The sequence below is a fragment of the Streptomonospora sp. PA3 genome (assembly GCF_009728995.1).
In the GTDB taxonomy this organism is placed as follows: Bacteria; Actinomycetota; Actinomycetes; order Streptosporangiales; family Streptosporangiaceae; genus Streptomonospora.
Genome location: NZ_VTZW01000015.1, coordinates 18,391 through 31,989, shown reverse-complemented (window position 1 = coordinate 31,989; position 13,599 = coordinate 18,391). Strand labels below are relative to the sequence as shown.

The 13,599-nt window shown below is 73.1% G+C and carries 12 protein-coding genes; 8 read left to right on the top strand and 4 right to left on the bottom strand.

Annotated features, from left to right (window positions below; translation table 11 throughout):
* Positions 1 to 16 precede the first annotated feature (16 nt).
* The 4 genes from FZ103_RS15150 (at position 17) to FZ103_RS15135 (ending at position 4,066) form a co-directional block, all read left to right on the top strand.
* A complete protein-coding gene (locus FZ103_RS15150; protein WP_343233545.1) occupies positions 17 to 1,543 on the top strand; it encodes a sugar ABC transporter ATP-binding protein in 1,527 nt (508 codons plus the stop codon).
* Entirely contained in the window at positions 1,540 to 2,652 is a 1,113-nt protein-coding gene (locus FZ103_RS15145; protein WP_156001949.1) for an ABC transporter permease, read from the top strand. Before FZ103_RS15150 ends, FZ103_RS15145 begins: the two co-directional genes overlap by 4 nt.
* Entirely contained in the window at positions 2,649 to 3,668 is a 1,020-nt protein-coding gene (gene yjfF, locus FZ103_RS15140; protein WP_156001947.1) for a galactofuranose ABC transporter, permease protein YjfF, read from the top strand. The genes FZ103_RS15145 and yjfF overlap by 4 nt, the downstream gene beginning before the upstream one ends.
* Before the next feature lie 209 nt (positions 3,669 to 3,877).
* Positions 3,878 to 4,066, top strand: a complete 189-nt coding sequence (locus tag FZ103_RS15135) for a hypothetical protein (protein WP_156001945.1) — start codon at positions 3,878 to 3,880, stop codon at positions 4,064 to 4,066.
* A 71-nt stretch (positions 4,067 to 4,137) separates the two neighbouring features.
* Here FZ103_RS15135 and FZ103_RS15130 read toward each other — a convergent pair whose 3' ends face one another.
* The 3 genes from FZ103_RS15130 to FZ103_RS15120 all read right to left on the bottom strand — a co-directional run bounded on the left by FZ103_RS15130 (position 4,138) and on the right by FZ103_RS15120 (position 6,577).
* Complete coding sequence (locus FZ103_RS15130) at positions 4,138 to 5,691, bottom strand: PTS ascorbate transporter subunit IIC (protein ID WP_156001943.1); 1,554 nt, start codon at positions 5,689 to 5,691, stop codon at positions 4,138 to 4,140.
* Positions 5,692 to 5,828: 137 nt separating this feature from the next.
* Entirely contained in the window at positions 5,829 to 6,110 is a 282-nt protein-coding gene (locus FZ103_RS15125; protein ID WP_156001941.1) for a PTS sugar transporter subunit IIB, read from the bottom strand.
* A complete protein-coding gene (locus FZ103_RS15120) occupies positions 6,107 to 6,577 on the bottom strand; it encodes a PTS sugar transporter subunit IIA (RefSeq protein WP_156001939.1) in 471 nt (156 codons plus the stop codon). The genes FZ103_RS15125 and FZ103_RS15120 overlap by 4 nt, the downstream gene beginning before the upstream one ends.
* Positions 6,578 to 6,780: 203 nt before the next feature.
* Between FZ103_RS15120 and FZ103_RS15115 the strand changes: the two genes are divergently transcribed.
* Entirely contained in the window at positions 6,781 to 7,473 is a 693-nt protein-coding gene (locus FZ103_RS15115) for an HAD family hydrolase (protein WP_156001937.1), read from the top strand.
* Positions 7,474 to 9,083: 1,610 nt separating this feature from the next.
* Here FZ103_RS15115 and FZ103_RS15110 read toward each other — a convergent pair.
* Positions 9,084 to 9,770 carry a hypothetical protein gene (locus FZ103_RS15110; RefSeq protein WP_186356348.1) on the bottom strand — a complete coding sequence of 229 codons (687 nt, stop codon included), beginning with the start codon at positions 9,768 to 9,770 and terminating at the stop codon, positions 9,084 to 9,086.
* Between the two features lie 226 nt (positions 9,771 to 9,996).
* Between FZ103_RS15110 and deoC the strand changes: the two genes are divergently transcribed.
* From deoC to FZ103_RS15095, 3 genes are all read left to right on the top strand, one after another.
* Positions 9,997 to 10,947 (top strand): deoxyribose-phosphate aldolase, encoded by a 951-nt coding sequence (gene deoC / locus FZ103_RS15105; RefSeq protein WP_186356347.1) that lies wholly within the window; start codon positions 9,997 to 9,999, stop codon positions 10,945 to 10,947.
* A gap of 11 nt (positions 10,948 to 10,958) precedes the next feature.
* Entirely contained in the window at positions 10,959 to 12,416 is a 1,458-nt protein-coding gene (locus FZ103_RS15100; RefSeq protein WP_343233544.1) for an aldehyde dehydrogenase family protein, read from the top strand.
* A 166-nt stretch (positions 12,417 to 12,582) separates the two neighbouring features.
* Positions 12,583 to 13,464 (top strand): aldehyde dehydrogenase family protein, encoded by an 882-nt coding sequence (locus FZ103_RS15095; RefSeq protein ID WP_343233564.1) that lies wholly within the window; start codon positions 12,583 to 12,585, stop codon positions 13,462 to 13,464.
* Positions 13,465 to 13,599: the final 135 nt, after the last annotated feature.

Here is a 13,599-nt window from a genome sequence, read left to right as displayed (position 1 = left end):
ACGCGAAGGAGGGGTCGTGGAAACCACGGCCGAGCCCGCCGTCCACATGAGCGGGATCGTGAAGGACTTCCCCGGCGTCCGCGCCCTGGACGGCGCCGGCCTGCGTCTGCGCCCCGGCGAGGTCCACGCTCTGCTTGGGGAGAACGGTGCCGGCAAGTCGACGCTGATCAAGGTGCTGACCGGGGTGCACCGGCCCGAGAGCGGGGAGATCCGCGTCGCGGGGGAGCGGGTCGAGATCAGCGGCCCGCTCGACGCCGAACGCCGCGGAATCGCCACCGTCTACCAGGAGGTGAACCTGTGCCCGAACCTGTCGGTGGCGGAGAACATCCTGCTGGGCCGCGAACCCCGCGGACGCTTCGGCATCTCGCAGCGGCGCATGAACCGCCGGGCGGCCGAGCTGGCCGCGGGGATGGACCTGGACCTCGACGTCACCCGGGCGCTGGGCGACCACTCCATCGCGGTCCAGCAGCTCGTCTCCATCCTGCGGGCGGTCGACCTGCAGGCCCGGGTGCTGGTGCTGGACGAGCCCACCTCCAGCCTCGACCGCGACGAGGTCCGCATCCTGTTCGACCTGGTCGAACGGCTGCGCTCGCGCGGTGTGGCGATCCTGTTCGTCACCCACTTCCTCGATCAGGTCTACGAGCTGTGCCAGCGCATGACCGTGCTGCGCAACGGGGGCCTGGTCGGGGAGTTCGCCACGGCGGAGGTGGGGCAGCGCGAGCTGATCGGCCACATGCTCGGCGAACAGGCCGGTGAACTGGACCGCCTGGAGGCGAGCGCAGGCGACGACCCCCCGGATGCCGGCGCCGCCCCGTTCCTGCGGGCGCGCGGGCTGGGGCGGTCGGGCGGCATCGCCCCCTACGACCTGGACGTGGCGCCGGGCCGGATCACGGGCCTGGCCGGGCTGCTCGGCTCGGGACGCACCGAGGCGGTGCGGCTGCTGTTCGGCGCCGACCGCCCCGACACCGGGGGAGTGGAGGTGGACGGGCGGCCGGTGCCGCTGCGCACTCCCCGCGCCCCCATCGCCGCGGGCCTGGCCTACTGCTCCGAGGACCGCAAGTCCGAAGGACTCGTGGCGGAGCTGTCCATCGCCGACAACCTGATGCTGGCCATGCAGGCCGCCCGCGGCTGGCTGCGGCCTGTTCCCGCCAAGACCCGCGCGGAACTGGTCGAACGCTACATCGCGGCGCTGCGCATCCGCCCGGCCGCACCGGAGACACCCGTGGGCGCACTCAGCGGCGGCAACCAGCAGAAGGTGCTGCTGGGCCGCTGGCTGATCATGCAGCCGCGGCTGCTGATCCTCGACGAGCCCACCCGCGGCATCGACATCGGCGCCAAAGCCGAGGTGCAGCGCCTGGTGGCGGCCCAGTCCCGCCAAGGCACCGCGGTGCTGTTCGTCTCCTCCGAGCTGGAGGAGGTGCTGCGGCTCAGCCACCGGGTGGTCGTGCTGCGGGACCGGCGGGTGATCAGCGAACTCGACAACGACGGCGGCCTCGACACCGACCGGGTGCTCGCCGAGATCGCCGAAGGGGGCGGCCGATGAGATCCGCGCAGACGCGGCGGCTGGTGTGGCCGCTGCTCGTGCTCGCACTGCTGGTGGCCGCCAACGCGGTCGCCACACCGAGGTTTTTGGAGATCACCGTGCGGGGCGGGCGGCTCTACGGCAGCCTCGTCGACATCCTGCACTTCGGCACGCCCCTGCTGCTGATCTCCCTGGGCATGACCGCGGTGATCGCGCTGCGCGGCATCGACCTCTCGGTGGGCGCAGTGGTCGCCGTGGCCGGGGCGGTCGCCTGCACGCTCATCGAGTCCGCCGCCGAGCCGGACTCCCCATCGGCGGTGGCGGGCGCGGTCGCCGCGGCGCTGGCCGTGTGCGCACTGCTGGGCCTGTGGAACGGTTTCCTCGTCGCGGTGCTGCGCATCCAGCCGATCGTGGCGACCCTGATCCTGATGGTCGCCGGCCGCGGCGCCGCCCAGCTGATCACGGGCGGCCAGATCACCACCGTACGCAGCGCCCCCTACCGCGAGATCGCCGGCGGAAGCGTCGCCACGGTCCCGGTCACCGTGATCGTGGCGGCGGCGACCCTGCTGCTGATGTGGCTCCTGGTGCGCCGCACCGCGCTGGGGCTGCTCATCGAGGCGATCGGCGGCAACGCCGAGGCCGGCCGCCTGGCCGGCATCCGCGCCACCGGCCTGACCATGGCCGCCTACACCTTCTGCGGGCTGTGCGCCGGTCTGGCCGGGATCATCATCAGCGCCAACACCGGCAGCGCCGACGGCAACAACGCGGGGCTGTGGATCGAGCTGGACGCCATCCTCGCCGTGGTCATCGGCGGCACCCTGCTCACCGGCGGCCGGTTCTCGATCGCGGGCACCGTGCTGGGCGCGATCATCGTGCAGACCCTGTCCACGACCGTCTACACGATGGGCGTCCCGCCCGAGAGCACCCTGGTGTTCAAGGCGCTCGTGGTGTTCGGAGTGTGCCTGCTGCAGTCGCCGCGGTTCCGCGCCCAGGTCGCGGCGCCGTTCCGGCGCAGCGGCCCGCCGCGCCCGCCGTCGAACACGGCCACCCCCGCGCCACCCGAGGAGGACGACGTGAAACCCGAGGCAGCCAGCATCGCCGACCAGGAGCCGCGGGAGGTGCGGCCATGACCCCGCCCTCCACGCTGCCGGCCCTGTCCGCGGCGGTCTCCCGCAGCCGGGACCTGCTGGAAGGGCGGCGCCGGTTCATCCCCGTCAGCATGGCCGGGCTCGTGCTCGTGCTGGTGTTCGTGGTCGGCTCCCTGCGCTACAGCGGGTTCCTCGATCCGCAGGTGGTGCTGAACCTGGCGGTGAACAACTCGTTCCTGATCGTGCTGGCGGTGGGGGTGACCTTCGTGATCCTCGCCGGCGGCATCGACCTGTCCACCGGAGCGGTCCTGGCGCTGTCGACGATGATCTGCGCCTGGCTGCTGCGCGAGGGCTGGCCGCCGCTGCTGGTGATCCCGGCCGCGCTGCTGGCGGGCACCGCCATCGGGCTGGCCCAGGGCTGCATCATCCACTTCTACGGAGTGCAGCCGTTCATCGCCACGCTGGGCGGCATGTTCTTCGCCCGCGGCCTGTGCTTCGTCATCAGCACCGAGTCCATCCCCATCAGCGACCCGCTGTTCAGCGCGCTCGCCCAGACCCGCGTCCCCGTGCTGCCGGGCGGCGCCTCCCTGTCCTTGGGAGCCGTGATCGCCCTGGCGGTCGCGGGCGCGGCGGCCTACGTGCTGCACCGCACCCGGTTCGGCCGCAGCGTGTACGCGGTCGGCGGGAGCGAGTCCTCGGCGCTTCTCATGGGGCTGGCCGTGGGCCGCGTGAAGGTCGGGGTCTACACGCTCAGCGGGTTCTGCGCGGCGCTGGGCGGCGTGCTGTACACCCTCTACATCGCCTCCGGCAACGGCCTGCACGGCCTGGGCATGGAGCTCGACGCGATCGCCGCCGTGGTGATCGGCGGAACCCTGCTCACCGGCGGGTTCGGATACGTCTTGGGCAGCGTGATCGGCGTGCTGACCCTGGGCGCCATCCAGGCGATCCTGGTGTTCGAGGGCACCCTCAGCTCCTGGTGGACCAGGATCGTCGCCGGCACCCTGCTGTTCGCGTTCATCCTCCTGCAGCGCGCGCTGGCCCCGCGCGCCGCGAGATGACGCGGATCAGCTGTGTTTCCCGGCACCCGCCCAGGTCCTCGCTTCCTCGCTCGTCGGTCCAGACGGCGCGCCCCTTCGTTCCGCTTGCTTTTGAGGCTTTCTCCTAGCCCAAAGGCGATCACCAGGGAGATCTTCGAGAAAAGTCCCCAAAGGAACTTCAATGAAAAGATTGAAGGTGTCGTTGTTCGACACCTTCTCGGGGAGGCACGATGAAGTTCGTTCTGGAAGTCGACATGGGCGAGGACGCCTTCGGCGGCAACGCCGCCAAGGAACTGGGCCGCATCCTGCGGTACTGGGGCGGCAACCTCGGCTACTACGACCTCAAGCCGGGGGACGCCGCCGACGTCTACGACTCGGCCTACAACGACGTCGGACGCTGGAGCGTCGTCGACTCCTGAGGCCCGCCCGCCGGACCGCGGCGCGGGTTTCGGGCAGACACCGAAGCCCGCGCCGCGTGGCGTCTCACGGCTTATCGCCGCGGCGGCTCGGAGCCGTCGGCGGAGGCCGATCCGCCGCCGTCGCCGGTGCCGCCGGTCTGCTCGCCCCGGGGCTGCTCGGGCTGCTCGGCGCGTCGGGCCAGGGCGGCTTCGCGGCGGGCGCCGGGGTCCCAGCCGCGATCGACTGCGCGCTTTTGCACCGCGATCGCGCCCGCCAGCAGGACCGCCGCCACCAGCAGGGCCAGCAGTACGCCGCCGACCTCGCCCGCGCGGAAGGCGTAGCCGATCGCGATGCCGAACCAGCCGAAGTCGGCGTCGCCGAAGGTGGTGTTCGCGTCGCCGAAGTCGCCCAGGACGCCCAGCAGGAACGCGGGCAGCAGCGTGATCAGCACGCCGTTGACGAAGGCGCCGGCGACCGCGCCGCGCCGGCCGCCGGTCGCGTTGCCGAACACCCCCGCGGCGCCGCCGGTGAAGAAGTGCGGTACCAAGCCCGGCAGGATCAGTGCCAGCCCGAAGACCGGGTTGAACACCGACGCCATCACCGCCAGGGTCACCAGCCCGCCGACGAAGCTGGAGAGGAAGCCCACCAGCACCGCGTTCTGCGCGAAGGGGAACACGATCGGCGCGTCCAGCGCCGGCACCGCACCCGGCACCACGCGCTCGGCGATGCCCTGGAAGGCGGGCACCAGCTCGCCCAGAATGGTGCGCACACCGAAGAGGATCACCGCGACGCCGATCCCGAACTGCAGGCCCTGCATCACCGACTGCATGATGAAATGCCCGATCGTCGGGTCGATGCCTTCGGCGGGCGGGAACATCTCCAGGGCCGCGGCCGTGCCCTGCCGCGCCCAGAACACCAGCGCCACCGCCACGTAGATGAGCACCATCGACAGGGCCGTGGCCACCATCGAGTCGCGCAGGAACCGCAGCCCCTCTGGCAGCTTCAGATCCTCGGTGCTGCGGCTGGTGCGCCCGACCAGCTGGCCCGTGGCACCCGCGGCCACATAGCCGAGCGTGCCGAAGTGCCCGATGGCGATCTTGCCGTCGCCGCCCACCCGGCGCGTCCAGGGCTGGGCCAGCGCCGGCAGCGACACCATCACCACCGCCAGCAGCACCGCGCCGAGGGCCACCGACAGCGCGGTGGGCAGCGCCGTGGTGGCCAGCACCATGGTCAGCAGCGTCGCCATGAACAGGATGTGGTGGCCGGTGAGGAAGACGTACCGCAGCGGCGTGAAACGGGCCAGCACCAGGCTCAGCGCGAAACCCGCGATCATGATCCAGGCGACCTGGGCGCCGAAGCGGTCCTGGGCGATGGCCACGATCGCCTCGTTGGTCGGCACGACCCCCTGGGCGCCGGCGGCCCCCTGGATCATCCGGCCCAGCGGGTCCAGCGCGGCCACCACGATCTCGGCGCCCGCCCCGATGAGCAGGAAGCCGAGTACCGCCTTGAGCCCGCCGCCGACCACTTGGCCGGTGGACCGGCGCAGGGCGATCAGGCCCACGGCGGTGATCAGGCCGACCATGTAGGCCGGGATGCTCAGGATCTCGTTGACGATGAACTGCGCGACGGCGACGAGCCAATCCATAGGGCCGCTCCTGGCATCATGGAATCATTGGACCAATGCGGCGGCCGGCGCTTCGGGGGAGCCGGCCGCGGTGCCGCGCCTCGCGCGGCCTCGAAAGCCCGGGCGGAGTGGGGCGCGCGGGCCGCCCGGACCCGCGTTCACGCCTGGCGGCCGACCGCGGCGCCCAGCTTCTCGCGGATCTCGGTGCCGTCGACGAAGTTGTCCACCACGACCACGGGGATGCCGACGTCGCCGAGTTCGGCCGCGAGCTCGCCGGAGGTCAGCACCACGTCGGCGGTGACCGCGGCGCCGCGCGCCGTGCCGATGTCGGCTATCTCCACGTCGGCGTCCAGCCCCAGGTCCTGGGCGGCCTTCTCGGCGTTGGTCTTGAGTAGGACGCTGGTGCCGATGCCCATTCCGCAAACCGCGAGGATCTTCATTCTGCGCTCGATTCGTAGTCGCTGATGGTGCCGTGGATCTCCGCGGCGCCGGTGGCCTCGGTCAGCCGCTTGAGCCGGTCGGGGTCGGCCAGCATCCGCGCCAGCCGCGACAGCGCCGAGGAGTGGCCGTCGTGGTCGACGGCGGCGAGCCCGATCACCAGCCGGACCGGGTCGTTGGCGGCGTGCCCGAACTCGACGGGCGTCTTCAGCCCCGCCCAGGACAACCCGGTGCGGAGCACGGCGGGGGAGGGCCGGGAGTGGGCGAGCGCGAGTCCCGGAGCGATCACGATGTAGGGCCCGTACTCCTCCACCGCCTGCTGCATCTCGCCGATGTAGTCGTCGGTGGTGGCGCCCGTGGCGACCAGGAGCTCGCCGGCCGCCCGGATCGCCGCGCGCCAGTCCTCGGCCTCGGCGCCGGTGGCGATCGCGTCCAGCGGCAGCAGCCGCGAAAGTGCCGGTTCCTGCATGGCTTCCTCCCGGAGGCGGACCCGGTCGGCCGTGTGCGCTGTCGGGATATGCCCGCACCGGGGGCCGCCCATGCACACCGGCCCTGGTCGCACGAATCTAACCCACAGCGGGCGGCTGTGTCCCGCCTCGGCGGGTCCCGGTAGCCTCCCGGGGGCGAAGGACTGTTGCCGCGATCCGCTCCGGCCGGGCGAAGGGAGGCGAGATGGCGCGCGGGATGAACCTGATCTTCGACGCCGACGACACGCTCTGGGAGTGCAACATCCTCTTCGAGCAGGCGATCGAGGAGTTCATCGACTACGTCGGCCATCCCGAGCTCTCCCGCGCCGAGGTCCGCGCGGTGCTGACCGAGATCGAACGCGAGAACAGCGCCGCCTACGGCTACGGCGCCCGGGTCTTCGAACGCAGCCTGGGCGACTGCCTGGCCCGGCTGCGCCCCGACGGCCCGGTGAGCGACGCCGACCGCGCCTACCTCAACCGGCTGTGCGCCCGGATCGTCCGCGGCGAGACCGTCCTGCTCGAAGGCGTGCTGGAGACGCTGCACGCGCTGCGGCGGCGCCACACCCTCTACCTGCTCACCAAGGGACACCGCGAGGACCAGCAGTACAAGATCGACGGGTCGGGCCTGGCCCCGCTGTTCGCCGGCGTCGGGATCGTCCGCGAGAAGGACCCCGACGCCTACCGCGCCTTCAGCCGTACGCACGCCCTCGACCCCCAGGACACCTGGATGATCGGCAACTCGGTGCGCTCCGACGTGCTCCCGGCGCTGGAGGCGGGCATGGGCGCCGTCCTCGTGCCCCACCCCGCCACCTGGGTTCTCGAACACGCCGAACCCCCCGAGCCCCACGACCGGTTCCGCGAGGTCACCCCAATCGGCCGGCTCGTCGACATCTTCTGAACGCGGTTGCGGGACGGCGCGGCGGCGCGGCCGCCCGCGCCGGGGCGGCGAGGTCGGCGGTGGGCTCGGGCCTGCTCGGATCGGTTCGGGTGCCCGCCGGTGCGGCAGGTGACGGGGGCGGCGAGGCCGCCGGGGGTTCGGCTCGGCGATCACCGGTTCGGGAGCGCGGTGGTTGCGCACGCGACGAGGCGGCGACGGCCGGTGGGGGGGGGTTGGGCCGGGCGGTCGCCGGTTGCCGAAGGTGGGTGGCGGGCCGCCCGGCGAGGGCGGTGGTGTGGGCCGCCTACGTCGTGTTCAAGGAGTCGGTCACCACAGGAGGTTGCGGCAATGGGGCTGTGATGCGCGAAGCGCGGTGCGCCAGCTTGCCGCCGAGCGCACGGCGTACCTTTGCGCCGGAGGCCCGCCACCGGTGGTGCGGCTCCATCTGAGAAGGACTGCGTGCGCTCGGCGGCAAGCTGTGACCGCGCTTCGCGAGGCGCACCCATTGCCGCAGCCTCGGTGGTGGCCGCCCCGGGTGGTGCCCGGTGGGTTCCTGGAAGCGGCCCCTCCCGTTCTTGCAGACGGTCTGGTCGGGGGCGTTTCGGGCATTTCGCCTCGCGTTGGGTCGACGATGCCCGCCGATGGCGCGCGGCGGGGCGGAGCGGTCCACCGGAGCCCCGAATCTTCTGGGATGCGAAAGGAAACCAGGGTGGTTTGACCGGAATGCCCGCCTGTGGCGGCGGTGAAGGCGGCCGGGGTGCCACGAGGTGCGCGTTTGGATCGCTTTGGGCGCGGATCCCCGGTCCAAACGCCATGATCATCGCCGATCCGGGTCGTGCGGGCCGCTCCGGCGCCCCCGCATACCGGACATTGCAGGACAATTCGGCGCCACGAACGATCCTCCGCGTGGCCGGAGCCCGCCAGGGTGGTCGCGGGGCGCGTTTCGTCGCCCCGCCGCCGCCCCGAAGGCGCCGAATGTCCGGCTTTCTGCGTCCGGTTCCCGCGTCGCGGGTGTCCGTGGGGCCACTCTCGGCGCGACCGGGGGCAGAGCGAGTTAAATTAAATCGGGCCTTCGGGGTTTCGGGTGAGGATGCGCAGGCGGCGAGGCCCGCCGGAACACGCCCCGGCGCGCCGCCCCCGTTGTTCACCGTCACCGGCGGGCACCCGGACCGATTCGCGCGGGCTGAGCCCTGCGCCGCCGTCGCCGCTTCGTCGGGTGATCGGCCATCCGTGCACATCAGCCGGTGGCCGCTGCCTCGAAATTCCGGCGTCCTCGCCGCCCCCGTTGTTCACCGTCACCGGCGGGCACCCGGACCGATTCGCGCGGGCTGAGCCCTGCGCCGCCGTCGCCGCTTCGTCGGGTGATCGGCCATCCGTGCACATCAGCCGGTGGCCGCTGCCTCGAAATTCCGGCGTCCTCGCCGCCCCCGTCGCCCACCGCCACCGGCGGGCACCCGGACCGATTCGTGCGGGCCCAGCCCACCGCCGTCCTCGCCGCCCCGCCGGGCGACCAACCATCCGCCGACCTCAGCCGGTGGTCGCCGCCCCCCAACCCCCACCGGCCCCCACCGCCTCCCAGTTACCGCCCCGCCGCTCACCGCCCCTCCGCCCGCGGGCCGGTGCCGGCGGGTTCAGCGGCGCCGGCGGGTGATGTGGGAGGCCGTGCGCTCGCGGTGCTCCAGGGAGTCGCTGGTGGTGCGCGACTGGGCGCGCATCAGGCGGCGCGCGTCGTCGGCCGCCGCGCGCGCCGTCTCCGGCGAGGCGGCACGCCGCGGCGCGTCGGCGCCTTCATCGGGTGCACCGAGCCCGCTGGGAAGCCCGATCCGGCCGACGATGCGCATCTGGGCGCCCTCCTGCGACACCGAGGGGCGGATGTCGCCGGTCTCCGACTTCCAGTTGCGCAACCGGTGCTGCAGCCACTCGATGCCCTCATAGCCCGGCCCCTGCGGCCACGGCGCCCCGTCGTGGCGGTGGCCCAGGGCGTGCAGGAGGTCGCCCAGCGTCCAGCCCGCCGCGAAGAAGCGGGCGGCCTCGTCGCGCAGCTCGGCGAAGTCGACCCCGCGCAGCGAAGGGTCGCTGCGGCGCAGCGTCTCGCAGGCCCGGTGGACCTCGCTGCGGGTGTGCACGGAGACCGCCAGCGGGTCGGGCGACCGCTCCTCCAGCAGCGCCGGGTCGACGGTCACGACCACGTCGCCGCCACCCCGGTTCTGCCAGATGCTCACCTGGTCGCGCGGCCACCCCTGGGACTCCACCAGGTCGGCCGCCAGCCGCCGCAGATCCAGCGCACCGCTGTCGGAGGTGATGCGAAACTCGGCCACACTCGCCGCCTTTCCCAAGGCCGCCGTCCACCGCGCGCGGCCGCCCGCGCCCGGTGGACCCTTCCTCCCCATGATGCACGACCGGCGCATGCGGCCACCGCCTCCCGGTTGTCCACAGGTCCCCTTGCCCGTCGCCGCCCGGCGGTGGTGACGTGGCACTATGGGGGCGTTGCCCGCCGGTGCCACAAGCAGCCTGCGGGACGTCCGTGACCCGCGACCCCGTGAGGTGCCCGTGCCCGAAACCGTCCTTCCACCCGACCCGGCGGCGTCGAACACGTCACTGCGGGCACTGCTGCACGGCCTGCCCGGAGTGGACGAGGTCGGCGCGCGGGCGCGCGCCGCCGACCTGTCCACCCGCTCCATCAAGACCTCCGCCAAGGCGCGGGCCATCGACCTCGCGATCAGCATGATCGACCTCACCACCCTCGAGGGCGCCGACACCCGAGGCAAAGTGCGCGCGCTCTCGGCCAAGGCGGTGCGGCCCGACCCCGCCGACCCCGCGGTGCCCTCCGCCGCCGCCGTGTGCGTCTACTCCGACCTCGTGGCCACGGCCGCCGAGGCGCTGGCCGGCTCCGGGGTCAAGGTCGCCTCGGTGGCCACCGCCTTCCCCTCGGGGCGCGCCCCGCTGGAGGCCAAGCTCGCCGACACCCGCCGCGCGGTCGCCGACGGCGCCGCCGAGATCGACATGGTCATCGACCGCGGCGCGTTCCTCGCCGGCGACTACCTTGCCGTCCGCGACGAGATCACCGCGGTCAAGGAGGCCTGCGGCGACGCCCACCTCAAGGTCATCCTGGAGACGGGCGAGCTCGCCACCTACGACAACGTCCGCCGCGCCTCCTGGCTGGCCATCCTCGCCGGCGCCGACTTCATCAAGACCTCCACCGGCAAGGTCGCCCCCGCCGCCACGCTGCCCGTCACCCTCATCATGCTCGAAGCGGTGCGCGACCACTACGCCGCCACCGGCCGCCGGGTCGGCGTCAAACCCGCCGGCGGCATCCGCACCGCCAAGGACGCCCTGAAGTACCTGGTCCTGGTGAACGAGGTCGCCGGCGACGGCTGGCTGGATCCCGACCACTTCCGCCTGGGCGCCTCCAGCCTGCTCAACGACCTGCTGATGCAGCGCACCCGGCTGTCCACCGGCACCTACCCCGGCCCCGACTACTACACCCTGGACTGAGAGGCCGACCAGTGGAACGACAGGCAGACGGGATCTTCGAGTACGCGCCCGCGCCCGAGTCGCGCGCCGTGGTGCGGCTGCGCCCCGCCTACGAGCTGTTCATCGACGGCGAGTTCGTGCCCGCCAAGTCGGGCGAGCACATGACCACGGCCAACCCCGCCGACGAGGAGCCCCTGGCCCAGGTCTCGGTCGCCGGCGAGACCGACGTCGACCGCGCCGTCACCGCCGCCCGGCGCGCATTCGAGGGCGTGTGGGGGGCCATGTCGGGCGCGGAGCGCGGCAAGTACCTGTTCCGGATCGCCCGGATCCTCCAGGAGCGCGCCCGCGAGCTCGCCGTACTGGAGACCCTCGACAACGGCAAACCCATCAAGGAGACCCGCGACGTCGACCTCCCCCTGGTCGCCGCGCACTTCTTCTACCACGCCGGCTGGGCCGACAAGCTCGACCACGCTGGCATGGGCCCCGCGCCGCGCCCCGTCGGCGTGGCCGCCCAGGTCATTCCGTGGAACTTCCCGCTGCTCATGCTGGCGTGGAAGATCGCGCCCGCCCTGGCCGCGGGCAACACGGTCGTGCTCAAACCCGCCGAGACCACACCCCTCTCGGCGCTGGTCTTCGCCGAGATCTGCCAGGAGGCCGAACTCCCGCCCGGCGTCGTCAACATCGTCACGGGAGCCGGCGAGACCGGGCGGGCCCTGGTCGGCCACCCCGGCGCCGACAAGGTCGCCTTCACCGGCTCCACCGCGGTCGGCCGCGAGATCGCGCGCACGGTCGCCGGCACCGGAAAGCGCCTCACCCTGGAACTCGGCGGCAAGGGCGCCAACATCGTCTACGACGACGCCGCCCTCGACCAGGCCGTCGAAGGCATCGTCTCGGGCATCTTCTTCAACCAGGGGCACGTCTGCTGCGCCGGGTCGCGGCTGCTGGTCCAGGAGTCGGCGGCCGAGGAACTGCTTGCGCGGCTGCGTGCCCGCATCGAGCGGCTCCGCCTGGGCGACCCGCTGGACAAGAACACCGACATCGGCGCCATCAACTCCGCCGAGCAGCTCGAACGCATCCGCGAACTCGCCCGGGCCGGGGCCGAGGAGGGCGCCGAGAGCTGGTCGCCGGACTGCCCGCTGCCCGAGCGCGGCCACTGGTTCCCCCCGACCGTGTTCACCGGCGTCACCCAGGCCCACCGCATCGCCCGAGAGGAGATCTTCGGCCCGGTGCTGTCGGTGCTGACCTTCCGCACCCCCGAGGAAGCCGTGGCCAAGGCCAACAACACCCCCTACGGCCTCTCGGCGGGGGTGTGGACCGAGAAGGGCTCGCGCATGCTCTGGACCGCCGAACGGCTGCGCGCGGGCGTGATCTGGTCCAACACGTTCAACAAGTTCGACCCGGCCAGCCCTTTCGGCGGATACAAGGAATCCGGCTACGGCCGCGAGGGCGGGCGCCACGGACTGGAGGCATACCTTGTCCACGCCGCCTGAGCACCCCGAGCCCGCCCGCGCCGCCGCCGGCGGCGACTCGGCGGCCACCGACGACCGGCAGCACTCCGCACCCGAGCTGCACGCCGAAGCGGCCGAACTCGCCGAACCGCTCGGCGCAGGCGGGGCCGCCCGGCCGGACCGCCCCGGTCGCCCCGACACCTCCGCCGTGCCCGCCGATGCGCCCGCCGCAGAGCGCATTCCGGTGCGCAAGACCTACAAGCTCTACGTCGGCGGGGCCTTCCCCCGCTCCGAGTCAGGCAGGTGCTACCCCGTGACCGGATCCGGCGGCGCCCACCTCGCCAACGCCGCGCTCGCATCACGCAAGGACGCCCGCGACGCCGTGGTGGCGGCGCGCTCCGCCTTCTCGGGCTGGGCCGGCCGCACCGCCTACAACCGCGGCCAGATCCTCTACCGCGCGGCCGAGATGATGGAGGGCCGCCGCGCCCAGTTCGCCGCCGAGGTCACCGACGCCGACGGCGTCGACGCCCGGCGCGCCGATGCGCTGGTCTCCGCGGCCATCGACCGGTGGGTGTACTACGCCGGATGGCCCGACAAGATCGCCCAGGTCCTCGGCGCCGCCAACCCGGTCTCGGGGCCCTACTTCAACCTGTCCCGACCCGAGCCCACCGGCGTGGTGGCGATCCTCGCGCCGCCCATGGCGCCGCTGCTGGGCCTGGTATCGGTCGTGGCCCCCGTGATCGCCACCGGCAACACCGCCGTGGTCGTGGCGAGCGAACGCGCGCCGCTGCCCGCCGTCACCCTGGCCGAGGTGCTGGCCACCTCCGACCTCCCCGGCGGCGTCGTCAACATCCTCACCGGCCGCGCCGGCGAGCTCGCACCGCACCTCGCCTCGCACGCCGACGTCGACGGCCTCGACCTCACCGGTGCCGACCCCGGCACCGCCGCCGAACTCGAACGCAGCGCCGCCCAGACCCTCAAGCGCGTGCTGCGCCCCGGCGGAGGCGAGGACTGGCTCGCCGACCCGGGAACCTCCCGCATGACCCCGTTCCTGGAGACCAAGACCGTCTGGCACCCCATCGGCGCCTGAGGGCGCCCCGGCACGGCCGCCCTGGCCGTGCCGGGGCGGGGTGCCGCGCGGTCCGCCTGCCGGATGCACCGCACACCGGGCCCGCGCGGCGCGGCGGATCCCGGCGCATGCCCGCCCGCGGCCCGGCGCGACCCG

Excerpts from the sequence above, each read along its gene's own strand:
- FZ103_RS15145 (WP_156001949.1), top strand. The coding sequence starts at position 1,540 with ATGAGATCCGCGCAGACGCGGCGGCTGGTGTGGCCGCTGCTCGTGCTC.
- FZ103_RS15115 (WP_156001937.1), top strand. The coding sequence starts at position 6,781 with ATGGCGCGCGGGATGAACCTGATCTTCGACGCCGACGACACGCTCTGG.
- FZ103_RS15125 (WP_156001941.1), bottom strand. The coding sequence starts at position 6,110 with ATGAAGATCCTCGCGGTTTGCGGAATGGGCATCGGCACCAGCGTCCTA.
- FZ103_RS15120 (WP_156001939.1), bottom strand. The coding sequence starts at position 6,577 with ATGCAGGAACCGGCACTTTCGCGGCTGCTGCCGCTGGACGCGATCGCC.
- yjfF (WP_156001947.1), top strand. The coding sequence starts at position 2,649 with ATGACCCCGCCCTCCACGCTGCCGGCCCTGTCCGCGGCGGTCTCCCGC.
- FZ103_RS15130 (WP_156001943.1), bottom strand. The coding sequence starts at position 5,691 with ATGGATTGGCTCGTCGCCGTCGCGCAGTTCATCGTCAACGAGATCCTG.
- FZ103_RS15135 (WP_156001945.1), top strand. The coding sequence starts at position 3,878 with ATGAAGTTCGTTCTGGAAGTCGACATGGGCGAGGACGCCTTCGGCGGC.